Genomic DNA, 23454 nt, shown 5'->3' with positions numbered 1-23454 from the left:
TGAAGCTAAGAACGAGAGTCACCAAAGGAGCCGGCTCCCGAGAGGCCGGGCTTACTATGGCGTTTAAGTTGCTCGAATCTGCCGAGAAGCGATGGTACCGTATTAGGGCACCGCATTTGGTCGCAAAAGTACGGGAGGGCGTTGTTTTTAAAGACGGGATTGAACTTGTGAAGCTAGAAGGAAGGGTTGTGGCTTAGGATGCTATCCACAACATTTGACAATAGCTCCGGACTATTTTCGAACTTTTGGAGCGGTTGTGCTCGTGTGCTATGCACAACCATAACTAAATAGACGGCATACCGTGTAAATCAACGGTATGCCGTCTATTCTGCTTAATACAACTATTAATACGTCCCGTAACCACTAAAGACGTCGGCATGTAACAACCAATAGTATTCACCCGTTACGTCCCAGCTCGAGGTGTAATTGGCAGCACCTCCTGCATAACAGGTAATTGTCATATAGTGGGCCGCATCAGTTCGCAAGCTAGTATTTTGAAAATCATAGTTATAGCACCTTGCGTTTCCTGACTGATCTAATCTAGACCAAGCATAATAAATATATGGATCAGCAATAAAATAGCTACTATTGTACCAATGAGTCCCTGGGGGCGTTGGATTAGCAGCCCAGGCATTCTCGCTATGGCTTCTGAACCCTAAGGTACCGCCATAATCGTACCAGTCGACTCTTAACTTGGTAGCGCACACTTCGTATCCAAAAGGGTCTCTTGTGCTAAGTTTCACCCAATTGTACCTAGTCGTTGTAGCAGCAGAGTAACCTGCATCTGGTTGTGCCTGCACCGCAAGCGGAGCTTTCTTTACTGTTTTATATGTTCCCTGCTTGCCATCAATATCATTGTGTAGGCTTGGCTAGCACACTCAGGCCTAAAATGATCTTTGACAACAACATGCGCGCTATTACCATCGTCCGTAAATTCAACTTTGTCTAGCACGATATAGCTATCGCTTGCTGGCTTTAATACTTTCTGTACTTGAGCAGTCTCACTAGCCGAAGCAGGAACCAAACATATTGAAAGCAACATGAGACACGATAGGATAACGGAAATTGCTTGTCTTCGCACTATGTCCTCCTTTACGACTACCTTCAACTTACCCTCTAACCTGACCTTATTATGTTGCTACCTATACGTTTATTCTATAAATACCTCCTTTAATATGTTATTGACGCCTTGGCTTGACATAATACCGTATTCTAGTACCATAATGTTATAATACTTATAGTAAATATTTAATACAAGCGCTTTTCATCTAAATTATTAATACATTTACGTTTGCCATATTCTTGGTTATCATTACGGCAAGGGTAGGCACTAATCTTGATGGGTGGTGTAAATGCTTCTCAGAAATATGGGCAGTTCGCTTATTGTACGGAGAGCCGCTTACCTGTTCTCGGTATTCATTATCATATTTGGCTTCTACTTTTGGTTAAAGATCAATTTCTTGAACCCATACGTGAAATCAAGTTCAGTAAATGCAATCGTTAATACTTTTATCTTGATAGTAGTTCCTGCTATTCTTTCCTTGGTATCGGTGTATACCAAACGACCAGCCCTTATGTATATTGCAGTGATTTTAGCCTTACCCGCTGGGTTTTACTTAGCTCTAACCCCTGGAATCTTCAAATGGTATGGCCTCATACTGGGCATGTATTTATGTGCCGCAGGGCTAATGTTTATTGGAAATAGAATCAAACAGTAGAATTTGAGGTTGCCCGGACAGATGTTTTGCTCCGCGGAGCGGGCAATTTTCGAACTTTTGGAGCAACTGTGCTTTAGCGCTAGCGTCTAAGTAGATTCCTTTGGACACCAATTAACCAAAGTCATTTCAACGTAGTTTACATGGGTAATATATTAAGGCTTTATTAACTTGCAAAAACGTTGCTTTAGTCCCCTATCCGGCTCAGCATCAATAATATGAGCCCGCCAGCTTGAACCAGTAGCTAAGAGTGGATGGCAACCTGTAAAATCAAGGCAGTGAAAGGAATTGCACTGCACCCTTTCATCGCTGAGCGGCAGCCAAAGCGGTTACCAAAGGGATGCTAAAAATTAGCAACGTAACAGCAATCAACCATAATAAACGAAAGTCTTTAATCCTACTAATATTCATACTTGCTGTCCTCCTCACTGGGGTTCCGCAGTTCGTAGACAAATGCAGCCCAAAACAGGCCGTTATGCAGGGGGAATGAAGATCAGCAAAAAAAGCGTGTGTGCCTACGGAACTATCTCGATGAAAAGCGGTGGCTCTTTGATCGAAAGAGCAGCAAATATGTCCCTTTGAGCTGGGGTCATCTCGGTTCGCTTGAGCACCTTGCCGGTGGGACCGGCGAACGCCCCGAGGTGCATCCGGTTCAATTCCGATTTTATGGCCCGCCAGGTTTTCTTCGCCTCCATCTCGGCTACCCGGATACACAGCAATGCGAGAAAGCATAGGGTGACGTGGGCACGGATGCGCTCCTCCTTTCTGTGGTAGATGGGCCGAAGCTCCAGGGTGTGCTTTAAGTCTCTAAATCCTCGCTCGACTTCTGCAAGCTGCTTGTAGCCAAGGGCAATGTCTTCCGCCGAGAGGGTGTCATCGGAGGTTGAAAGCAAGAATTTGCCATCAAGTTTTGCTTCTGCTTTGATCTTGGCCTTGGCGATTGCAAGGGTGCCGTCGGATTTTTGTTTGAGATAGCGCCCCAAGCTTTTATGGGCACGTAGCTCACAGGCCGCCTTTTTGTGGGGCTTGCCTTTGAGTTGCTTTAATGCTGCAAGCTCTTCCTCAAGGCGGGCGATGGTCTCCTCCCGCTGTAGCCGATCCCGCTCCGCTTCTGCCGGGTTGACGCAGAGCACATAGCGGCGTCTCCGTTCACCGTCGCCGACGGTGATCTCTTTGACCTTGAGGTTGTCTTTTACCACAGAAAAGCGCCCGGCCCTCGAGAGCGCGGCCTCGGTGAGCGGGGTGCCAGAGCGAAGTTTCTCCCCGGCGATGTAGCCGCCACCGGCTCGCGTAAGATAGCGCAGGTTCTCCTCCGAGGTAAATCCCCGATCTAGACACCAGATAACCCGATTCAGGCGCCACTGCCGAAGATCGTCTTTGACCTTCTGGATTACGCTCATATCGGCGGTGTTGCCCTGAAACGTCCAGGCCCTCACCGGGATGCCCTCGCGGGTGACCGCAAGGCCCACCACAACCTGGGGCCGGTCCTCACGCCTGTCTTTCGAGTGTCCGTACATTCTAAAATCGTCCTCTTCTTCCGTTTCAAAGTAGGTCGAGGTGGTGTCGAAGAAGAGCAAATCGACTTCAAGGTTTAAAAGGTCGGCAGCGGAAAAGAAGACCTCGCGCTGGATGGCGTCATCGGCCTCAAGAAGAAAATCCATCGCCCGGTAGGCATGATCATCGCTTAAGCTGCCCAGGCGGTCGATAACGGCATCATGCTCCACCCACGCGGTTGCCGCTCGTTTCGAGGTGGGGGCAAGTGCGCGGTTGGCAACAAGGGCGAAAATGACGCGCTCGACGTCGACTGCAAAGCGCCGGTCTTTCAGTAGCCCTTTAAGCGTCTCACCAATATCAAGGCGATGCCAGAGGCAGTCCAGAAGGTAGGCCGCCCCATACGGCTTTGAGGAGATAAAAGAGAGCCCGGCCGATGCTTCCGGGGCTTCGCCCGGCTCAAGAAAGCGAGCGATGCTTTTCACCAATCGGGCTAAAGCTTCACGGTCGAGCTGATCTTCTCGTCCGAAGGAGTAGACGACATTGGCTTGGGCTTGTCCTTTTTCGTTTCGCACATTGTGGGCTAGCTGTAGGTATCGAACAACTGAGCCGTCTTTGTTCTTCCGGGATATCGTTCGCAAGTACATGCCTACATGCTATGGAGATTTAAACCTACAGTCAAGGGCAATGGTGCATAACGTGTGCCTACGCTTGCTTGTCATTCCATGATGCGACACGGCTTCCTGCCTGCACATTTGGGTTTTAAAGCGGCTAAGAATGCCTATCAACTGCGGAACTCGGGTTTTACAGGAAGAGAAAGACCGCATAGACAAGGAAATGAATGAAGCTCAAGAGCTGCTAACCGCTATAACAGCACAGACCGATTTAATCGAACGCAGATTAATGCTGGCAATTAAAGCGGCTACGAGCTGCGGAATCGGTTACAAGAATGGCTTGGAACCGACAAAAGAGTTATTTAATAATGCGATTTTCAAAAAAGTCTATATAAATAAAGACGGCTCTGTTGCCAGAGCTGAATTCACTCCTATATACGAAATTCTATTCGTGCATAAAAAGTTCGAATTAGGACTTTTTGGCTCTCCGGATCGGATTCGAACTAAATGACGTGAGTCTTTTAATCAGGGCTTCTTTAATCCATTTGCGTTGGTGATGTTTGGTCTTTGATTCGCTTGTTCTAGCTAATCCCTCTGGATTACCTGCGCGCTGCGCATTTTTGCTTTGAGGCGAAGGATCGCTTTTGTGTGCAGCTGGGAGACGCGGGATTCGGTGACGCCCAAAATTTCGCCTATTTCGCGAAGTGTGAGGCCGTCGTAGTAGTAGAATGAGATAACCGTGCGCTCGCGTTCCGGGAGTTTGCGGATGGCGTCGGCAAGTATCTCTTTGATCTCAGCGAACTCGAAGGTTTGCGCAGGATCGGGGCTTGATGCGTCTTCGATACTGTCGATGAGGCTGACCTTATCGTCTTTATCGCCAACGTTCCAGAGTTCTTCTAAGGCTAGCACGGATGTGTAGCTGAGCTGGCTTAGAAGGTCATTATGCTCTTCTACGGTGACGCCCATCGCCTGTGCGACTTCTTGATCCGTCGGCGGGCGTCTGAGCTGATTCTCAAGATCGTAGAAAACGCGTTCTAGCTGGCGGGCACGGTAACGAACCGAGCGCGGAACCCAATCGAGGGCACGTATCTCGTCGATAATTGCGCCTTTAATCCTGTTGATCGCATATGTCTCGAATTTGATCTCGCGGCTCATATCGAACTTTTCGATGGCATCGATAAGCCCGAAAATACCATAGCTAACAAGGTCTGCCTGGTCAACGCTTTGGGGCAAGTTTGCGGAAATACGGCCGGCAATGTATTTTACAAGCGGCGCGTAATGAAGGATAAGATTATCGCGGGCATCCTGGCATTCGTTTGTTTTAAAGTCTAACCAAAGCTCGCTTATGTTTGTTTCGCGTCGTAGCTCCACTGCTGCCTCCATGCCCGTGTGCCCTTTTGCGAGCACGGCTGTCGCGACTAATTGCTGTAAAACGTGCTATAAAAAGCCTTACCTACAATATCGTTTTGTTTATTAAAAAGTTTAGCGAATATTACGCGCGCGGGTGCGAGCGCATGTAAATGTCCTTGAGTCGTGCCTTGCTTAAATGAGTATAAACCTGCGTTGAAGATAAATCAACGTGCCCAAGAAGCTCCTGAACGTAGCGAAGATCGGCCCCCGCTTCCAGCAAGTGCGTGGCAAATGAGTGGCGAACCGCGTGTGGGGTTATCCCGCAACTCAAACCCACCTGCCTCACATACTTCGACATAATCAAGCGAACGCCGTGCGTTGATAAACGCTCGCCCATGTAGTTAAGGAATAGGGCTTTTGTCGCGCCTGCCTCGGGTTTTCGTTTTGCCGTCATTGTGGTTCGGCCGTCTTTTAGATAGCTGCGAACGGCGTTCGCCGCGTCATTGTGAATAGGTACGATGCGCTCTTTCCTGCCCTTTCCAAGTACTTTTACCTCGAGCGAGCCGTAGTTGATGCTATCAAGATCGAGGCCCACCAACTCGCTTACCCTAATACCGGCGGCGTAGAGCATTTCGAGCATCGCCTTATCGCGAAGGCCGGCCGGTGTTGAAATATCGGGCGCGGACAGCAGCATGACGACCGAGTCCTCTTGCATAAACTTCGGGAGTTTACGCTCGGCTTTTGGCGCCGATACCAGTTCCGCAGGGTTTACATCGACGGCACCGGTACGGTTGCTATACGCGTAAAAGGCGCGGATGGCGGAGAGCTTACGCGAGATGCTGCGTCTTCCGATTTTTTTAACCTGTAAGTAGCCAAGATAGTTTCGAAGCGTTTTATATGTCACCTTTGTATAATCGATACCCGCCTCGTTTATGTATCCAAGGAATTGGCGGATATCGCTCCCGTATGCATCGACGGTGTTCTCGGAGAGGTTTCGCTCTGCGGCTAGAAATGTGACAAAACGGTCGAGGGCTTCATCCATGCTGCATCCATCCTGCAAATTGTGTTTAGTAGTAGAATTCTTCGCTTTACTTTAGTATTCCTGCTTATTCCGACTGGCTCGGCGGTTGTCCTGGCGTTTCCTATGACGGCGGATTTTCCGCTCCCGGTATGATAATCCCTGCGACGGCGTCTTTTGCGACTTTTATCACAACACCATCGGCGATCTCAAGCATAACTGTATCTTCCTCGATGCTTTTAACCTTGCCGTATATGCCGGCGATCGTGACCACGTTGTCGTTTACTTTAAGATTACTGATGATATTACCGCGCTCTTGCGCCCGCCTGCGCTGCGGCAGAACGAGCAGGAAGTAGTAAATTGCGATGAATATAAAGATATAGATGATGATCACGAGCGTACCGCTGGTTTGGCCTGTTAGCATATTGACTCCTTTACTGCATCATCTTTCTCCGGTATAACAACGTTTTGATTCTGCTCTTTACGAATATCTTTGTTGATATCTTCCCTTTTAGATTGTATTAAAATCATCTTCATGGCTCGCCTGGTAAGCGGCTCTGAATTCGGCGAATCTATCCTCGATGATTGCTTCTCGGGCTTGAGCCATTAAGTCGACGAGATATGCAAGGTTATGCCAGGTCAGCAGGCGCGCTGCTAAGATTTCCCCCGCTTTTACCAGGTGGCGGATATATGCCCTCGAATAATTATCGCACGTATAGCAGCTGTGGTTTGGGTCGAGTTTAGAAAAATCATCCGAATATTTTGCGTTTCTCATGTTAAGCTTACCAACCGAAGTCATCGCAAGGCCGTTTCGCGCAACCCTGGTCGGCAGCACGCAATCGAACATATCGACGCCGAGCGCGACCGATTCTATGAGGCTTGCCGGATCGCCCAAACCCATCACGTAACGCGGCTTCTCTTTCGGTAGTACCGGCACCGTATAGTCGAGAATTTCAAGCATCAGGTCCGCCGGCTCGCCGACGCTTAAGCCACCGATTGCGTAACCCGGAAAATCGAGTTCTACCGTAAGCTCTGCGCTCTTCTTACGCAGGTCTTCGTAGGTACTTCCCTGGACGATACCGAAAAGCGCCTGGTCGGTAACGTGAGACTCTTTGCATCGTTTCGCCCATCGGTACGTTCGCACAAGCGCCTCGTCGGCGTATGCTTTATCGACCGGATAGCTGGTGCATTCATCAAGCACCATGATGATATCCGCACCGATGGCTTCTTCGATCTCCATGACTTTCTCGGGCGTGAAGAAATGCGTTGTACCGTCAACGACCGAGCGGAACTCGACACCCTCTTCCGATATTTTTCGTATCGCGCTTAGGCTGAAGACCTGGAAGCCGCCGCTATCGGTTAAGATAGGCTTGTTCCAGTGCATGAAGTCGTGTAAACCGCCCGCCTTCTTGATAAGGTCGTGGCCGGGACGAAGGTAAAGATGATACGTATTCGAAAGAATAATCTGGGCGCCGAGTTTCTCCAGCTCTTCGGGCGCCATCGCTTTGACCGTCGCGCGTGTGCCGACCGGCATAAATACAGGAGTTTTGATATCACCGTGCGGTGTATGGATAATGCCCGCTCGCGCCTTCGTCTTCTTATCTTCATGAACCAGCGTATATGTAATCATCGCGTTTGCCTGTTTTCCTTTTCCATAAAGACCCGGGTAAACGTACCGGACAGTTTCTTCGTTTTTATTATTTCGTACCCGATTTTCTGGTAAAACGGGACGCTCGTCTCGCGTTTGTATCCCGCGAACAGCTCAAACCGTTGCGCTTCGCCTCAAGCATATAATTCCCTGTAGTAATTGTGCTCACCTGCTTAACTTTTATCTGTTACAAAATAAGCATAGCGTCGCCGAAGCTAAAGAACCGGTAGCGTTCTTTTACCGCTTCAGCATACGCCTTCATAATGAGGTCTTTTCCGGCAAAGGCCGCAACCATCATGAGAAGCGTCGATTTCGGCAAGTGGAAGTTCGTTATCATAGTATCGACCATTCTAAACTCATAACCGGGATAGATAAATAGACTTGTGCTGCCGGTACCGGCCTCAAGTGTTCCATTTCTGCCGGCGCTTTCGAGCACACGCACCGATGTCGTGCCGACCGCGACGATGCGGTCGCCCCGCTGCTTCGCCTCGTTGATCACGGCCGCTGCGTCGGGCGTAACGCTGTAGAGCTCGCTGTGCATTTTGTGGTCTTCAAGAATTTCTTCTCGGACCGGGCGAAACGTGTCGATGCCGACCCGCAGGGTAACGGCTACATTGGTAATCCCCTGTTCGTCGATCCGCTTCATGAGTTGCGGCGTAAAGTGCAAGCCGGCCGTCGGCGCAGCCACCGAACCGCGCTCTTGGGCGTAGATCGTCTGGTACCTGTCCATCGTATCGAGCGGTTTTGTAATGTATGGGGGCAACGGCACATTCCCGAGTTCATCTATAAGCTCGTCAAAATCGCCCTCATAGCTAAACGACACAAGGCGTTCCCCACCGGCTAAACGCTTTTCGATCTTGGCGATAAGCCTGCCGTCACCGAAAACAACTTCAGCGCCGGGTTGCAGCCGCCTACCGGGCTTTACCAGAGCTTCCCACAGATTCTTCTCTACTTCGGCCAGCAAGAAGATCTCGACTTTGCCGCCGGTGTGCGCTTTCTCGCCTTTCAAGCGAGCCGGTATCACCCGCGTGTTGTTTATAACAAGACAATCGCCCGCCCGAAGATAATCCTGTACGTCGCGAAATATTTTGTGTTCGATTAAACCGGTTTTCCGGTCGACAACCATAAGCCGCGAGGCATCTCGCGGCTCAACCGGGTCTTGAGCTATTAATTCCTTGGGTAAATCGTAATCGAATTCTTCAGTCCTCACATTGCCGCCTTAACAACGAATCAATATCTAATGCTTATTTATGTCTTACTCGGTTTTTGTCCATGCTCGTTCTTCGGCCTTGCCCAGCTTCTTGGCGTAACGTTCAAGCTCGCTGTAGATGCAACCGCAATACGGCTGCCGGTACATCCCCAGCTCTTTTGCCCGTTCCTGTGCGCCCCTAAATCCGGGTCGAAAATCAAAGTAGCGGAATTCGATGCCGTACGCTTGCGCGGCCTCGGCGCCGATCCGCTGCAAAAGTTCGTGGTCCTGATACGGGCTTACGGAAAGCGTAGTCGTTAAAGCGCTAAACCCCTGAGCGGCCGCAAAACGGGCGGCCTCCATCAGCCTAATACTATAACACATCCCGCAGCGGGCATCCTCACTACCGGATACAGCGCGAAGATAGACAAGCGGATCGTATTCGCCTACATGCAGCACAACCTCGTTCGCTTTGCAGTAATCCGAGAGTGCCTCCAAGCGCCGGATATACTCCATTGATGGGTGTATATTCGGATTGAAGTAATACGCCTCTATTTCATATGTCTCGGTAAGCACGCTATGCGGGTAGATAAAACACGGCCCGCAGCACGTGTGTAATAAGATTCGTTCCATGTTATATATTGTATTTTGCTTGAGGGTTTCAATCAATGAGAGGTATGCGGTTGCAAAAACCACTAAGTGCTTATACTAACTTGCCAACCACCCGAGAAGCGCCTGCACCGCGGCAACGTCCGGCACAACGTAGTCAGCTTCCAGCTCTATCTCGGGTGCGCTCTCGTGTGACATGACGCCGACTGAAACCGAGTGCAATGTTCCTTTGGCTTGCAGCTCTCTGAGCGCGGTAAACGCATCGACATCGGTAATATCGTCGCCTATGTATATGGCATTCCGAAGACCATAATGCCTGATCAGTGCCACGACCGCATCACCCTTATTAATCGGGACATCCGGTTTGAGCTCGATAACGTAGCGCCCTTCAAATGCGCGCACCGGATACTTTTGCAAAACCGGCGCTATTGCCGCTTTTACGAGCGCTTCGGTTGCCGGTTTATCTTCGGCAAGACGGTAGTGCACGGAAAAGCCGAGTTTTTTTATCTCAAGTACGATGCCGGGCACATTGAGCACACGCGAAAGTTCCGTAGAAAGTTGTGGGGCTAGAGCTATGTATTCGGCAGCATTATCTACATAATGCTGCGTACCGTTCTGGATCCATTCAAGCCCGTGGTTTCCAACGTATACGATATCATCGACTCCGACGATTTTCTTTGCGTCGTCGGAATTTCGTCCGCTTACAACGGATACTACCGCATATTTCTCTACCAGCGCTCTGATTATCTGCCGCACCTCTTCGCTGATTGTTGCTTGTTGAGGCGTGGGGGCGATGCCGCTTAGCGTCCCGTCGAGATCGCTAAATATCCCGCATGAGCCGGAAGACCGCTTGAACGATTCCAGCGCCTTATGTAAGGTATCTATCATGTGCGCTCTAGCATTAGTTCGTAGTTGGCTTCATAATTCGCCGCCATTTGTTCAGGGCTGAAATTTGCAATGACGTATTCTCTGCATACCTTTGGATCGATCTCGGCCGCTTTCTTAACTGCGGCGGGCATCTCTTCAACCGCATCAACGATATAGCCTACCTTTGCGCCGTTGAGCACCTCGGGTGACGAGCCGTTTCGTATAGCTACAACCGGCGTGCCGCATGCCATCGCCTCGGCCATAACCAGGCCAAAAGGTTCCGGCCACTGTATCGGGAAGATAAAGCACTTTGCTTTCATGAGAAGGTTACGCTTATCTTGCTCTCCGATCTCGCCGGTGAAGAATATCTGTTTCCCGTCGATGTGGGGCTTTACCTTTTCTTTGAAGTACTCCATGTCGCATGGGTCAACCTTACCGACCAGTATAAGCCGCTCGCCAAGCTCTTTTGCCACTTCTATCGCAAGGTGCGTGCCTTTTAGCGGACTGACCCTACTGACCAGGATAAGATAGTCTTCCTTATCCTCGGAATACGGATAGTTAGCGGCATCAATCGCATTGTAGACGGTGTTCACATAATTAAGTTCCGGGCAACAGCTGCGCTGGTACTCGCTGATGGCGTTGTAGTAGCAAGCATCCTTGAAATGCTTATAAAAGATGGAGGTGTCCTCGGTAAACGGCCCGTGAAGCGTGTGGAGCATAGGTGTCTTTAGGCGATGTGACATCGCGACCGAAACAAAGCCATTGTGGTCGTGCACGATATCGAACTCGTCGGCGATTTTAAACGCTTCGCTGGCCTGCGTGGCATCATACATCATCATGCCCATTTTAGCCGTCTGTCCTACATCGAAGGTATACTTTAAGGTGGCTTTTGTTTCAGAATCTCCGGTTGCAAACAGGGTGACATCATGCCCCCTATCGGCAAGCCCATCGGCAAGAAGTGAGACTACCCATTCGATCCCGCCGTATCCTTTAGGTGGGACCCGAATCCACGGCGGTGCGATCAATAGAATTTTCATTACGCGTTTTCTCCTTTTTTTCACGCAATCACTAATCTATTTGTTGCACAACCGAGCAATAAATAAACCACGCTTGCTATATATCAGTCTATTTCCCAGGCTAAGCCATGTACTTCTTCAATGGCTCCGCGTGACATGAGTTCGGATACGCAGGCGAATGGATTCTTGGAGTTATACAGCACATCGTGCACATTCTCGCTGATCGGCATGTGTATCTGGCAACGCTCGGCAAGCTTGACAATTGCTTTCGCCGTTCGCACGCCTTCCGCCACCATAGTCATCTCGGCGTTTGCCTGTTCGGGAGTCATGCCTTTACCTATCATTTCTCCAACGGCACGATTTCGGCTGTGCTTGCTCATGCAGGTCACAACCAGATCGCCAATGCCGGCGAGGCCCGCGAACGTTCTAACGTCGGCGCCCATCTTCCCGCCAAGCCTTGCTATTTCAGCAAGCCCCCTGGTTAAGAGTGATGCCTTCGTGTTATCACCGTAACCAAGACCATCGGAGATACCCGCGGCTATAGCTATCACGTTCTTGACCGCCGCGCTTATCTCTACGCCGACAAGATCGGGGTTCGTATATACCCTAAAAAATGGGGTCATGAAGACATCTTGCATCTCTGCCGCAACGCCGCGACTCCTGCTTGAGACTACCGTCGCCGAAGGGATGTTCTTACTAACCTCTTCTGCGTGATTGGGGCCGGACAGCACACCTATATGCACGGCTACCTTGGGCGGCATCTCTTCGCTTAATACTTCCGACATACGCTTTAACGTCTCACACTCTACACCCTTTGCAAGGCTTACCACGATAGCATCGTCTCGAACGTAGGGTTTTACCGCAACAGCACTTTCACGCATGGCGTGTGATGGTGTTGCCATGACAACAAAGCCGGCACGCGCGAGCGCTCTTTCAATATCTCCGGTAGCCCTGACGTCGTTATGAATAACAATATCTCTTAAATATTTTGGGTGGCGATGCGTCTCGTTTATCGCCGTGACCACCGACTCATCACGGGCCCAAAGATTTACGGCGTATCCTTTATTTGCCAGGAGATTTGCGATCGCTGTCCCCCAGCTTCCCGCCCCGATGACTGCAATCTCTTTCAGATTAATCTTCCTCCAAAGTGACCTTTTTATCTATTCTCAGCTCAGTTCCATTAAGCAAGCGGCCAATATTCGAACGGTGACGGTATATCACCACGATAGCCGCGATTATCGAGAAGATTATGAATTCCTTTCTCGGATATATAAACGAAACAAGGACCGGCAGCATTATCGCTGCAATAATCGATGCAAGCGATACATATCTGGTAATCGCAATGAGCGCAATCCAAACGATAACGAGAATCGGTATCGTAATCGGCCATAACCCGGTCACCATACCGCCGGCCGTGCTCATCCCTTTGCCGCCGGAAAACTTCAAGAATATCGAATAGCTGTGCCCTAGAATCGCGGCTAGGCCTGCGGCCACTCCGACCCACAGCACAAACGCTGAATTTGACGGAAACGCTAAATCCACAATGATGACGGGAATAAAGCCTTTCAGAAAATCACACGCCAGAACGGCAGCACCGGCGACCGGGCCAAACGCTCTAAACATGTTTGTCGCACCGATGTTGCCGCTTCCGAATTTGCGGATATCCGCCTTGAAAAAGAGTTTGCTAATAACCAGGCCAAACGGCACTGATCCAAAAATATACGCGAATAAGATTATTGCTGCGGCAATACCTATCAAAGGCCGATCCCCTATTTATATTTGCTTCTAAAGCGGACGCTTATCGGGCATCCGGTGAATCCGTAGAGTTTTCGTATTTGATTCTCAATATATCGCTCATATGAGGGCGTTACAAGCTGCGTGTGGTTGACGAAGAACACGAACGACGGGGGTCGTGTCCCGACTTGAGCCGCATACGAGATTTTAAGTGTGCGCCCACCCTTGGCGGGCTGGAATCCTTCTTCTTTTATCATTCCGACCATCCCGTTAATCGATGAGGTCGAGACCCGTTTATTGTACTCCGCCATAACCTCGTTAAACGTAGCGTACAGCTTCCCAATGCCACGGCCGGTTGTGGCGGACACCTTTAAGCGCGGCGAGTAATCGAGAAACCTGAGCTTGTTCTCAATGCCCGCTTCGAGTTTATCGCTTTTCTCTTTATCTTCGACGACGTCCCATTTGTTGAGCACGATGATGCTCGCGCACCCGCGTTCTTCTGCAAGGCTCGCGATTTTTTGATCCTGCGTGGTCGGGCCTTCTTCAGCGCTGACAACAATCACCGCGATATCTGCCCTATCCAGGGCTTTTAGCGCACGAATAAAGCTGTAGTACTCCAGGTCTTCTTTCAGGTGGGGTTGCCTGCGAAGGCCGGCCGTATCGATAAAGCGGTAGGTGATACCGTCTTTTTCAAATACGGTATCTATGGCGTCGCGGGTAGTGCCGGCAACCTCGCTTACGATAACGCGTTCTTCACCCAGCAGCCTGTTTACAATCGACGACTTACCGACGTTCGGCTTGCCGACAACCGCTATCTTTATCTCGTCAGGCTCTTCAACCCGTTCAACCTCCGGTAAAAGCGCCGTTATCGCGTCCAGGAGATCGCCTACACCGAGACCGTGCACACCCGATACGGGGAACGGTTCGCCCAACCCGAGATTGTAGAACGGGTAAATCGCGGCCTCGTGGATTATATCATCAATTTTATTTACGGCGAGAATAACGGGCTTGTCCGAGCTTCGCAAAATCTTTGCCACCATCTGGTCTTCGTGCATTTCACCCACAACACCGTCGACAACAAAAACGATGACATCGGCTTCCTCTATGCCGAGCATCGCCTGCTGCGTAATCTGCCGCCCCATGGTAAGGTCGGCGCCAAAATCGAGACCGCCCGTATCGATAATCGTAAACATCTTGCCGTTCCACTCGGTGTCGACGTAATTTCGATCCCGAGTCACGCCCGATGTCTCATGCACGATCGCTTCTCGGGAGGCGACAATGCGATTTACCAGCGTAGATTTGCCAACATTCGGTCGTCCTACAACCGCAACTAAAGGATATGTCATATTATTTCTTCACTATCTCCATAACTTTGTCTACAAAACCGCTACCGGAACACTCTGTAATGTGAACCGCCGCCCCGATCTCTTTTTCAACCTTCTCAGGCGTATAACCGTCGAGCAACAGGCCGTCGGCGTTAAGCACGATATCGGGCACAAGCACGATATCGGGTCGAGTATGATTCTCAAGCCAAGCTTCGACACCCGTAACGATATCCGAGCCTGTGAGAAGACCGGTCACATTAACTTTTCCTCCGAAATAAGAGTTTCTAACCGGGATTACATCGATCACGACGCCGGTTTTATGCGCCAGCGTTTGTGCAATCTCGCTTAATATCGGTGCGAATAATTCCCCTGTTACCGAAGCGATGCGGGATTCCGGCGTTGTATTATCGCTGCTATGCTCGTCCTCCGGTATGCTGTCGAGCATATCCGCAGCCTCATCGACAAAAAGCCGTGACAGGCCGATGCCGTTTTCGATCTGCGGATAATCCCCGTAGTGCTGAGACGGCGGCAGTTCAAATCCGCCGGTAATATAAAACTCGTCCGCAATATAGAGCCAGGCCGAGCCTTTCTCGCTTTCAAACTTGTCTTGCCATACTCCGGCTTGTTCAACAAGTTCTATTATCTCTTGTTTTTCGAACGAACGCAAAGGATAGAGGCCTTGCCTATAGCCGGTAAGCCCAACCGGTACCAGCCCGACCGACGTGATACCGTCATATCCGTTTGCTAGATACTCAATCGACCCGTCGAGTTCGCGCTTGTCGTTTAAGCCGGGGCACATCACCATCTGTATGTGAAGTTCGATATCCGCGTCCGACAGGCGCTTGAGGCGCTCGAGGGTCGTGTCCGTCTTCTTCCTGCCCAACATCCGGGCGCGCAGCTCCGGGTTGGTTGCATGAATCGACACATAAAGAGGGCTGAGGCGATCATCAATAATCCGATCGATATCGTCATCGCGCATATTGGTAAGCGTCACGAAGTTGCCGTATAAAAATGAAAGCCGGAAATCGTCGTCTTTAACGTAGACGGCATCCCGCATCCCCGGCGGCAGCTGGTCGATAAAGCAAAATACGCACTTATTAGCGCACGTTTTTATACCATCAAAAAGGGACGTCGCAAAACGCAAACCCAGGCTCTCAAAACCCGGGTTTTCTATACGCACGAATCGGCGTTCACTCTCGTGTACGAGCTCGAGCACAAGATGATTGTCGGCTACGCAAAACTGGTAATCGAGTATATCGCGCAGCGTCCGGCCGTTTATCGATACGATGTGATCTCCGGGCTTCAATCCGTGCGTTTCGGCCAGGCTTCCTTGTATGACTTCTAATATTTCTGCAGAACTCACTATGTCCCCCCCCTAGGATGGAAACATGATAGCATTATCGAGACACCGGGTCGAGGACATTGGTTTTTAGCGCTTGAGAGGTGTGGAGTTGCTTAGACTTTCGCTTTAGCGGTTTCTATCGAGCTCTTCGAGCTTGTCGATGACTTCCTGCAGTATCCAGTCGGGGGTTGAGGCACCGGCTGTTATGCCGACCTGGTCGATGCCGGTTAGCCACGCCTCGTCGATCTCATCCGCGGTCTCTATGTGGTAGGTCTTCTTGTTGCTTTCCAGGCATATTTGCGCGAGCCGTGTCGTGTTGGCGCTGATTTTACCGCCGACGACCAGCATCAAATCCACCGATTCCGATAACTCTTTTGCCGCGCTTTGCCGCTGGCTTGTCGCGTTGCAGATCGTATTAAACACCTTAAGCTCTTTCGTTTTATTGAGAAGCTCATCTACAACGTTTTTTAGATTCTCTATCGACTGCGTTGTTTGCACGACCACGCCGACGCGCTGTATTATATCGAACCTTTCGAGCTCCCGCGCGTTCTCAATTACCACTGCGCGGCTGCCGGCATAGGCCAGCAAGCCAACAACTTCCGGGTGATTCCGCTCGCCAAGAATTACAACTTTATAATCGTTTCGGATGAGGTCGGCGGCCCTTTCCTGGGCTTTTGCGACAAACGGGCAGGTTGCGTCAATGAGCGTAAGGCCGCTCTCCTGCACTTTTGCTATGATCTTCGGGTCGACGCCGTGTGTGCGAACAATAATGGTGCCCGAATCGGCCTCTTCAACCGAGTTAACAACGTTCACACCTTGCTGTTTAAGCGATTCAACAACCTGGGGGTTATGAATGATCGGCCCCAGGGTGTGTATCGGCTTAGGCGAGCTATCCGCGGCCTCTCGCGCTATTTTTAATGCTCGTTGTACACCGTAGCAGTACCCGGCATGCTTGGCTATCGTAATTTCCATCTTATATTTTCACCTTAGCGTTCACCTGAAATCAGGTTCTTTATTTCATTCATCATCTGTGCGGCAAGCTCCGCTTCTCTAGCTTTTCGCTCGGCGGCCGACGCCTTTTCGACCATAATCGGTTCGCCGATATGCGCTTTTATCTTGGGAAACTTAAGCAACTTGCTCCCTTTGGGCTTGACCTTATCGGTTCCGATAATACCGACCGGCACAATCGGGGTGCCGGTCTTTAGCGCCATCGATGTAACACCCGAAAACGGCTCGCCCAGTTTCCCATCCCTATGCCGCGTCCCTTCCGGGAAGATGAGCAGCACCTCTCCATCGGCCAGCACTTTCAGCGCATATGATATCGCGCCTTTATCGGCCAGACCGCGCTTTACCGGAAACGTATGCAATGCCTTGAGCGCCCGGCCGAGCAGGGGAATCTTAATAAGCTCGGCCTTGGCCATAAAGTTGACGGGGCGCGGTTTCCCCACAAAAGCGATCATAATCGGGTCAAAGTAGCTCATGTGGTTTGCGGCGAGAATCACGGGACCTTTTTTTGGGATGTTTTCTTTGCCGGTGATCTCATATCGGTACGCCGGCTTCATATAGAGCGCGAGCAACGCGCAAACCAGTTTATAGAACATCGGCCTTCCTGCTCTTCTCTACAATATTGATGATCTCCTGGACCACCTGGCCGATGGTTTTATCCGTTGTATCCACCACATATGCATCCAGGGCTTTAAGAAGCGGGCTGGTGGCACGGGTTGAATCGGTGTTATCCCGTTTTACCAGGTCTCGCTCAACAACCGGCAAGTCGATATTGTGGCCCTTTTCTTTGAGTTCGCGGTAACGTCGTTTCGCCCGTTCTATCGGCGATGCCTGTAAAAATATTTTTACTTCGGCATTTGGAAATACGACCGTGCCGATATCCCGGCCTTCAACGACCATATTGTCATAGACATCCGCATAACTCCGCTGTTTCTTTACAAGCGCTGTTCGAACTCCGGGGATTTTAGAAACCGCAGATACGTTTGCGCTTACCTTGGGAGCACGAATCGCTTCGGTTACGTCCTCGCCATCGATCGTGATCGCGTAGTGACTCGGCCTAAGCTCTTTGATATCGATCTCCACCCCTCGGGCCAATGCGGCAAGCGCAGTCTTATTCGTTACATCAATCTTTTCTTTGAGCGCTTTCATGGTCACCGCACGATACATTGCACCGGTGTCGATGTAGTTAAACCCTAGTCTCTTTGCCACTTCTTTAGCCACGGTGCTTTTACCTGACGCAGCCGGGCCGTCTATTGCAATAATCATGCTTAATATAGTATCAAAATGTAATTTTCATAGCTATCTGGATTTATTTTACTCAATAGCGGTATCGAGTAATCTATGGAGAGTTTCTTCAAACCGAGGATATGAGATTGCGATGCAATCGCTGTTTTCTATGATGGTCTCGCCGTCCGCGACCATGCCCGCGATGGCCAGCGCCATTGCAATACGATGATCTCCGTGGCTCTTCACTTTAGCACCCCGGAGCGGTGTCGGGCCCGAAATTATTATCCCGTCTTCAAGTTCGCTGACATGAGCCCCCATTTTTCGCAGTTCTCTTCCAAGCGCGGCGATTCTATCGCTCTCTTTTACGCGAAGCTCTTGCGCATCTCTTATCACTGTTTTACCGTTTGCTTGCGTCGCGGCAACGGCTAATACCGGGATTTCGTCAATCAGCCGTGGTACGAGCTGCCCCCGTATCTTTGTACCGATCAAATTAGAGGAGGATGCTTCTATCGTCGCTCGCGGTTCATTGCTGATCATTTTTTGGTCGACAAATGTGATCTGCGCTCCCATCCGGTACAGCGCGTCGATAATTCCTGTTCTTGTCTCATTAACGCCTACGTTTTCTATCATAACTTTGGAGTCTTTCAGGATAAGAGCCGCCACTATGAAAAACGCGGCGCTTGATATATCTCCCGGCACATCAACGTGAGTCGCGATAAGCCTTTGTCCGCCACGGATCCGATAGTGAGTACCGTCGACCGTGATATCCGCACCGAATAGTTTGAGCATGCGCTCGGTATGGTCGCGCGATTTGTATGTCTCAGAAATAACGGTCTCACCATCGGCCATAAGCCCTGCGAGAAGAAGCGACGTTTTTACTTGAGCGCTCGCAACCGGCATCTCGTAGTCGATGCCTCGAAGCGCCGAACCGTAGATTGAAAGCGGCGCGAATTTGCCGCCGGCGCGCCCGCATATCTGCGCCCCCATGAGCTTCAGCGGGTCGACAATGCGCCCCATCGGCCGTCGCCGTATGGACTCGTCCCCGTTAAGAATAGCGTAAAGATTTTGCCCGACTAAAATTCCCGGCAATATGCGGGTTGTTGTCCCTGAATTACCGGTATCCAGCACGTCATCGGGCTCACGCAGCCCCTTTAGGCCAACGCCATGGATGATGAGCTCCGTATCGCCCGGTTGCTCGATTTTTACACCGAGCGCTTTAAAGCAGCGCATCGTGCTGATGCAATCATCGGCAGGCAGAAAACCGGTCACTCTGGTTATCCCGTCGGCTATAGCGCCCAGCATAACCGCCCGGTGTGATATCGATTTATCCCCCGGGACAGTGATGCGGCCTGCTATCTTATTCGCTTTTGATACTTTAAGCTGCATAAGTTTTGTTCTCCATGTGCCTGCACATCTTTTGTACCATGGTTTTGCGCGTACCGCAGGGCGCACGGTATATCCTTACTATAATATGTACCGTATTTACTACACAAGCTCTGGTGTATGCCGCTAGTGACGACTATCAGCATGCGCCCTCGCATATGTTCACTATATTACCCTTGTGTGCGTACGTCTACTTCATACCCTTTCTCGATAAGAGCATGCGCGGCTCGCTCAGCATTTTGTTTCTCCGGTACGGTGAGGCGAAGCGTACCGGATCGCTCACTGATATGAAGGATTTCGATATCCTCGATGTTCACCCCAATTTGCCCGACCGTAAGCGTAATGTCGCTGATAACACCCGGCTTATCCGAAACCGGAACGTAAAGTTCATAGAGGCGTTCAATCTGCTTGCCGAGCGCTGACGGCATGTTTATTCGCGCATCTTGCGCTTGCGCAAGAATATCGTTGATCCTTGTCCTATCTTCGTCCTCGAGCGCATGCATGAGCCCTTCCAACATGGCGGTCATTTTTTCCAGCGAGTACAGCAGCGCGTCTTTATTATCAAGGCAGATATCAACCCACATATTCGGGCTGCCCGCAGCGATTCTCGTCGTGTCTTTGAAACCGCCTGCAGCAAGCAGAAGCAGGTTCTCTGTTCTATCGCTCTCACCTTGCGCCAGGTTCATAAGAGAAGCCGCCACCATATGCGGCAGGTGGCTTATCACCGCGACCGCCCGGTCGTGTTTCTCGGGGTCGATCGCAAGCACATTGGCGCCGATAGATGTCAGCAGCGTATGTAATTGCTGGTAAGCACCCATATCGGTCGATCTTGTCGGCGCAAGCAGGTAGTGCGCGTTTCTAAAAAGGTGCGGATTTGCAGCTCCGACGCCAATCCTCTCAGACCCGGCCATCGGGTGACCGCCGATAAAATGCACACCGGGCGGCATTAACGGCTCGATGTCGGCCACGATACTGGCCTTTGTGCTGCCGACGTCGGTTATAATCGCGCCTGCTTTTGCCTTTTGTGCTGCTTCGAGCGCATATGCGGCTATTCTGCCTACCGGTACGCAGATAAATATTACGTCCGCGTCCGCTACCGCCTCGCCGATGCTTGAAGCGCCTTTATCGATGATTCCTCCTGTCAACGCTTCGTTTATTGCAGCAGGCCTGTGGTTGTATCCGGTGACTTTATAGCCGTTATCCAGTTCCTTAAATGCAGCGGCGAGCGAGCCGCCTATAAGGCCTAAACCAAGAATCGCAATCTTCGTCGTCATTACGCCGGCACCATCATTTCTTTGCCAAATGCCTCCGCAACTTTGCGGACTCTGCGCATAATTCCATCAAACTGCTCGAATGTGAGCGATTGCTGCCCGTCACAAAGCGCGGCTTCAGGGTTGGGATGTACTTCGATCATCGCACCATCGGCGCCCGCCGCAAGCCCGGCGAGCGTTAGTGGCTCGACCAGGTTTTTCTTACCTGCCGCGTGACTCGGATCAACGATAACCGGCAGGTGGCTAAGCTGTTTAATAAGCGGAATTGCGCTAATATCGAGCGTATTTCTCGTGTATGTCTCAAATGTTCGAATGCCGCGCTCGCATATGATGATTTCGGTATTACCGCCCTTCACAATATGCTCGGCGGCCATAAGCGTCTCCTCGACGGTGTTTCCGAGACCACGCTTGAGCAGAACCGGTTTTTTCAGCATTCCTACTTCCTTAAGCAACAGGAAGTTCTGGGCATTACGGGCGCCCACCTGAATAATATCTGCGTATTCAGCGACCGCCTCCAGATCGCGCGGGTCCATTACCTCTGTGACTATTGGAAGCCCCGTCGCCTTCCTTGCCTCGGCTAATAGCTTTAGCCCTTCAACTCCCATGCCCTGGAAGCTGTATGGCGAGGTCCTTGGTTTGAATGCCCCTCCCCGAAGCACCGTTGCTCCTGCGCTCTGAACTGCGTTTGCAGTAGCAATCATTTGCTCCAGTGATTCAACCGAACAGGGCCCCGCCATAACATTGAAAAACCCTTCACCAATAACAGCACCGCCGACCTCGATAAGGGTCGGTTCGTGCCGGAAATCGCTGCTCACAAACTTGTATGGCTTCATGATTTGGATTACATTTTCGACGCCTTCAAAGCCCTCAAGGGGCAAAGCAGCGACCGGCTCTTTATCGCCGATGACGCCGATTACCGTTCTGAACTCACCTTTTGATATGTGTACGTCTGCGCCCGTACCTTGTATACGCTCAATGACATGCTCGACTTGTTGTTCTGACGCGCCCTCGCGCATAACTATCATCATAGTGGCAACACTCCTTAAAACCCACGGGGTATCTGGTTGGTTACACAACAAAATATACTTTTTTAGTTTTCGCTTCGATTTTAAACTTGGTGTTTGCGGCGCGTTTGCGCCTTGATACCTGAAACGCTTCCGGCAGCAAAAAGCCGGTTTACAATTTCCGAAATCTCAGGTAACGGATGAGTGAAAACAGACCTGTTTTCGTTTATGCGCAGTAGTAGTAATAGAGGTAGCACCTGCTCGCAGGCGTATATGGGGTTACGCAATGCTTAATGTTGGCATTCATATCGGTGCTCCTTTCTTACTTCCGTATCAGATCTTCCAACGCTCCGATGAAACGAGCGTTTTCATCGGGCGTGCCTACACTTAGTCTCAGGTAATTAGGATACCCAAAAATATCACCTGACCTAACTATTATACCTCTTTTCATTAGCTCAAGTGAAGCCTCACGATCATTTGTTCCTATATCGACCAGGACGAAGTTCGCATGCGACGGAATATAGTCGAGTTTAAGGCGATCAAATTCCTTGTAGAAATAATGTAATCCCTGGTAGTTAAGCCTGCTTCGCTCCGCAACCTCCGCGTCGCAGTCGAGGCTTGCCATCGCCGCCGCCTGGGCTATCGAGTTTACGTTAAACGGCTCGCGCACTTTATTAATCGTAGTTGCGATAACTTCCGGGGCGATACCATACCCCACACGCAAACCGGCAAGACCGTGCACTTTTGAGAACGTCCGCAGCACGACAACCGGTTTGTCGCCGTTTATATAATCAAGCCCGTTGGGATATTCCGGGTCGTTTACGAGCTCAAAATACGCCTCGTCGAAGATGGTAACGACGGTTTCCGGCACCCTTTCTAAGAATCTTTCGACCTCATCGCGCCTGACTATAGTACCGGTCGGGTTGTTCGGGTTACAGATAAAGACGATTTTCGTATTCTCATCGATAGCATCGGCCATCGCATTAAGATCATGCGTATGCCCCTCAAGGGGCACTATGACTGATTTTGCGTTCATGAGCTTTACCGCTGTTTGATATATGATAAAAGAAGGGTCGGCAAAAACCGCATTGTCTTCGGGATTGAGCAAGACGTCGGCTAACAGTACGAGCAACTCGTTGGAACCGTTTCCGACAATTACCTGCGACGCCGGCACATTAAGCTTTTCCGCGATTTTTTCACGCAAGAAGGTGCATCCGGCGTCCGGATACCTGTTTACAGCGGGAGCTTCGTCGCGCATTACTTCGATGACCTTCTCGAACGGTGTGTAAGGGCTCTCGTTGGAAGCGAGCTTAATCGCCTCACTGATACCGAGCTCTTTTTCGACCACACTGATCGGACGGCCCGACTCGTACGGCTTTATGGTTTCGAGGCCTCTTCGAATAATTGTTTCGAGCGATGCTGCGCTTCTCATACGACCCTCCAAAGATATAGGCAACCGCCGTGAACTACAAGCCGGATGCTGAAATACTAAAGATTAAACGAATTTTATCACGTATTATGGGGTCCTACAATGTGTATACGTGCTTAATTGCATATTAAGCGCAATATTTGTGAATACATACTGCCGTTATGCTTTTGCACCACTTGATCTGGCTTTCGCTCACAACGTTATTTGCCGCTTATCT

The 23454-nt window shown here is 50.5% G+C and carries 21 protein-coding genes and 1 pseudogene; 2 read left to right on the top strand and 20 right to left on the bottom strand.

Annotation, left to right across the window (positions count from 1 at the left end):
• Window positions 1–149: pseudogene (locus VGK02_02625) on the top strand (IS256 family transposase).
• A gap of 2081 nt (window positions 150–2230) precedes the next feature.
• Here the strand turns inward: VGK02_02625 and VGK02_02620 are convergent.
• The gene (locus tag VGK02_02620; GenBank protein HEY3373942.1) at window positions 2231–3853 is read right to left on the bottom strand and encodes an IS1634 family transposase; all 1623 of its coding nucleotides are present in this window, start codon (window positions 3851–3853) and stop codon (window positions 2231–2233) included.
• Between the two features lie 130 nt (window positions 3854–3983).
• On the opposite strand from VGK02_02620, the gene VGK02_02615 reads away from it, so the two are divergent.
• Entirely contained in the window at window positions 3984–4331 is a 348-nt protein-coding gene (locus VGK02_02615) for a hypothetical protein (protein ID HEY3373941.1), read from the top strand.
• Between the two features lie 74 nt (window positions 4332–4405).
• Here VGK02_02615 and whiG read toward each other — a convergent pair whose 3' ends face one another.
• The 19 genes from whiG to hisC all read right to left on the bottom strand — a co-directional run bounded on the left by whiG (window position 4406) and on the right by hisC (window position 23240).
• Window positions 4406–5191 (bottom strand): RNA polymerase sigma factor WhiG, encoded by a 786-nt coding sequence (gene whiG, locus VGK02_02610; protein HEY3373940.1) that lies wholly within the window; start codon window positions 5189–5191, stop codon window positions 4406–4408.
• Between the two features lie 121 nt (window positions 5192–5312).
• Window positions 5313–6212 (bottom strand): tyrosine recombinase XerC, encoded by a 900-nt coding sequence (gene xerC, locus VGK02_02605; protein HEY3373939.1) that lies wholly within the window; start codon window positions 6210–6212, stop codon window positions 5313–5315.
• Window positions 6213–6312: 100 nt separating this feature from the next.
• Window positions 6313–6612 (bottom strand): preprotein translocase subunit YajC, encoded by a 300-nt coding sequence (yajC, locus tag VGK02_02600; protein ID HEY3373938.1) that lies wholly within the window; start codon window positions 6610–6612, stop codon window positions 6313–6315.
• Between the two features lie 87 nt (window positions 6613–6699).
• Entirely contained in the window at window positions 6700–7818 is a 1119-nt protein-coding gene (gene tgt / locus VGK02_02595; GenBank protein HEY3373937.1) for a tRNA guanosine(34) transglycosylase Tgt, read from the bottom strand.
• 205 nt (window positions 7819–8023) lie between these two features.
• Window positions 8024–9046, bottom strand: a complete 1023-nt coding sequence (queA, locus tag VGK02_02590; GenBank protein ID HEY3373936.1) for a tRNA preQ1(34) S-adenosylmethionine ribosyltransferase-isomerase QueA — start codon at window positions 9044–9046, stop codon at window positions 8024–8026.
• 45 nt (window positions 9047–9091) lie between these two features.
• Window positions 9092–9658: an epoxyqueuosine reductase QueH gene (locus VGK02_02585; protein HEY3373935.1), complete on the bottom strand. Its 567-nt coding sequence runs from the start codon at window positions 9656–9658 to the stop codon at window positions 9092–9094.
• A 75-nt stretch (window positions 9659–9733) separates the two neighbouring features.
• Entirely contained in the window at window positions 9734–10522 is a 789-nt protein-coding gene (otsB, locus tag VGK02_02580; GenBank protein ID HEY3373934.1) for a trehalose-phosphatase, read from the bottom strand.
• Entirely contained in the window at window positions 10519–11538 is a 1020-nt protein-coding gene (locus VGK02_02575) for a glycosyltransferase family 4 protein (GenBank protein ID HEY3373933.1), read from the bottom strand. Before VGK02_02575 ends, otsB begins: the two co-directional genes overlap by 4 nt.
• 83 nt (window positions 11539–11621) lie before the next feature.
• Window positions 11622–12638: an NAD(P)H-dependent glycerol-3-phosphate dehydrogenase gene (locus tag VGK02_02570; protein ID HEY3373932.1), complete on the bottom strand. Its 1017-nt coding sequence runs from the start codon at window positions 12636–12638 to the stop codon at window positions 11622–11624.
• Between the two features lie 10 nt (window positions 12639–12648).
• Window positions 12649–13275, bottom strand: coding sequence for a glycerol-3-phosphate 1-O-acyltransferase PlsY (gene plsY, locus VGK02_02565; GenBank protein HEY3373931.1), 627 nt, complete (start codon window positions 13273–13275; stop codon window positions 12649–12651).
• Window positions 13276–13286: 11 nt separating this feature from the next.
• The gene (gene der / locus VGK02_02560) at window positions 13287–14597 is read right to left on the bottom strand and encodes a ribosome biogenesis GTPase Der (protein HEY3373930.1); all 1311 of its coding nucleotides are present in this window, start codon (window positions 14595–14597) and stop codon (window positions 13287–13289) included.
• 1 nt (window position 14598) lies between these two features.
• Window positions 14599–15939, bottom strand: coding sequence for a DUF512 domain-containing protein (locus VGK02_02555; GenBank protein HEY3373929.1), 1341 nt, complete (start codon window positions 15937–15939; stop codon window positions 14599–14601).
• Window positions 15940–16044: 105 nt separating this feature from the next.
• Entirely contained in the window at window positions 16045–16890 is an 846-nt protein-coding gene (locus VGK02_02550; protein HEY3373928.1) for a 4-hydroxy-3-methylbut-2-enyl diphosphate reductase, read from the bottom strand.
• Between the two features lie 14 nt (window positions 16891–16904).
• Window positions 16905–17519 carry a lysophospholipid acyltransferase family protein gene (locus tag VGK02_02545; protein HEY3373927.1) on the bottom strand — a complete coding sequence of 205 codons (615 nt, stop codon included), beginning with the start codon at window positions 17517–17519 and terminating at the stop codon, window positions 16905–16907.
• Window positions 17509–18189: a (d)CMP kinase gene (cmk, locus tag VGK02_02540; protein ID HEY3373926.1), complete on the bottom strand. Its 681-nt coding sequence runs from the start codon at window positions 18187–18189 to the stop codon at window positions 17509–17511. The genes VGK02_02545 and cmk overlap by 11 nt, the downstream gene beginning before the upstream one ends.
• A 48-nt stretch (window positions 18190–18237) precedes the next feature.
• Window positions 18238–19536 (bottom strand): 3-phosphoshikimate 1-carboxyvinyltransferase, encoded by a 1299-nt coding sequence (gene aroA / locus VGK02_02535; GenBank protein ID HEY3373925.1) that lies wholly within the window; start codon window positions 19534–19536, stop codon window positions 18238–18240.
• Window positions 19537–19703: 167 nt separating this feature from the next.
• Entirely contained in the window at window positions 19704–20807 is a 1104-nt protein-coding gene (locus VGK02_02530) for a prephenate dehydrogenase (GenBank protein HEY3373924.1), read from the bottom strand.
• Window positions 20807–21832, bottom strand: coding sequence for a 3-deoxy-7-phosphoheptulonate synthase (gene aroF, locus VGK02_02525; GenBank protein ID HEY3373923.1), 1026 nt, complete (start codon window positions 21830–21832; stop codon window positions 20807–20809). Before aroF ends, VGK02_02530 begins: the two co-directional genes overlap by 1 nt.
• Window positions 21833–22130: 298 nt before the next feature.
• Window positions 22131–23240, bottom strand: a complete 1110-nt coding sequence (hisC, locus tag VGK02_02520) for a histidinol-phosphate transaminase (protein HEY3373922.1) — start codon at window positions 23238–23240, stop codon at window positions 22131–22133.
• Window positions 23241–23454: the final 214 nt, after the last annotated feature.

This window comes from Candidatus Aquicultor sp. (assembly GCA_036504445.1).
Taxonomy (GTDB): domain Bacteria; phylum Actinomycetota; class Aquicultoria; order Aquicultorales; family Aquicultoraceae; genus DASXVE01.
The sequence above is the reverse complement of the archived record's forward strand: the minus strand, read 5'-3'. Positions and strand labels throughout refer to the sequence as shown.

Bases quoted from the DNA above. Each gene is read 5' to 3' on its own strand.
- VGK02_02620 (HEY3373942.1), bottom strand. From the start codon at position 3,853: ATGTACTTGCGAACGATATCCCGGAAGAACAAAGACGGCTCAGTTGTT.
- VGK02_02615 (HEY3373941.1), top strand. From the start codon at position 3,984: ATGCCTATCAACTGCGGAACTCGGGTTTTACAGGAAGAGAAAGACCGC.
- xerC (HEY3373939.1), bottom strand. From the start codon at position 6,212: ATGGATGAAGCCCTCGACCGTTTTGTCACATTTCTAGCCGCAGAGCGA.
- yajC (HEY3373938.1), bottom strand. From the start codon at position 6,612: ATGCTAACAGGCCAAACCAGCGGTACGCTCGTGATCATCATCTATATC.
- tgt (HEY3373937.1), bottom strand. From the start codon at position 7,818: ATGATTACATATACGCTGGTTCATGAAGATAAGAAGACGAAGGCGCGA.
- VGK02_02585 (HEY3373935.1), bottom strand. From the start codon at position 9,658: ATGGAACGAATCTTATTACACACGTGCTGCGGGCCGTGTTTTATCTAC.
- otsB (HEY3373934.1), bottom strand. From the start codon at position 10,522: ATGATAGATACCTTACATAAGGCGCTGGAATCGTTCAAGCGGTCTTCC.
- VGK02_02575 (HEY3373933.1), bottom strand. From the start codon at position 11,538: ATGAAAATTCTATTGATCGCACCGCCGTGGATTCGGGTCCCACCTAAA.
- der (HEY3373930.1), bottom strand. From the start codon at position 14,597: ATGACATATCCTTTAGTTGCGGTTGTAGGACGACCGAATGTTGGCAAA.
- VGK02_02550 (HEY3373928.1), bottom strand. From the start codon at position 16,890: ATGGAAATTACGATAGCCAAGCATGCCGGGTACTGCTACGGTGTACAA.
- VGK02_02545 (HEY3373927.1), bottom strand. From the start codon at position 17,519: ATGTTCTATAAACTGGTTTGCGCGTTGCTCGCGCTCTATATGAAGCCG.
- cmk (HEY3373926.1), bottom strand. From the start codon at position 18,189: ATGATTATTGCAATAGACGGCCCGGCTGCGTCAGGTAAAAGCACCGTG.
- aroA (HEY3373925.1), bottom strand. From the start codon at position 19,536: ATGCAGCTTAAAGTATCAAAAGCGAATAAGATAGCAGGCCGCATCACT.
- VGK02_02530 (HEY3373924.1), bottom strand. From the start codon at position 20,807: ATGACGACGAAGATTGCGATTCTTGGTTTAGGCCTTATAGGCGGCTCG.
- aroF (HEY3373923.1), bottom strand. From the start codon at position 21,832: ATGATGATAGTTATGCGCGAGGGCGCGTCAGAACAACAAGTCGAGCAT.
- hisC (HEY3373922.1), bottom strand. From the start codon at position 23,240: ATGAGAAGCGCAGCATCGCTCGAAACAATTATTCGAAGAGGCCTCGAA.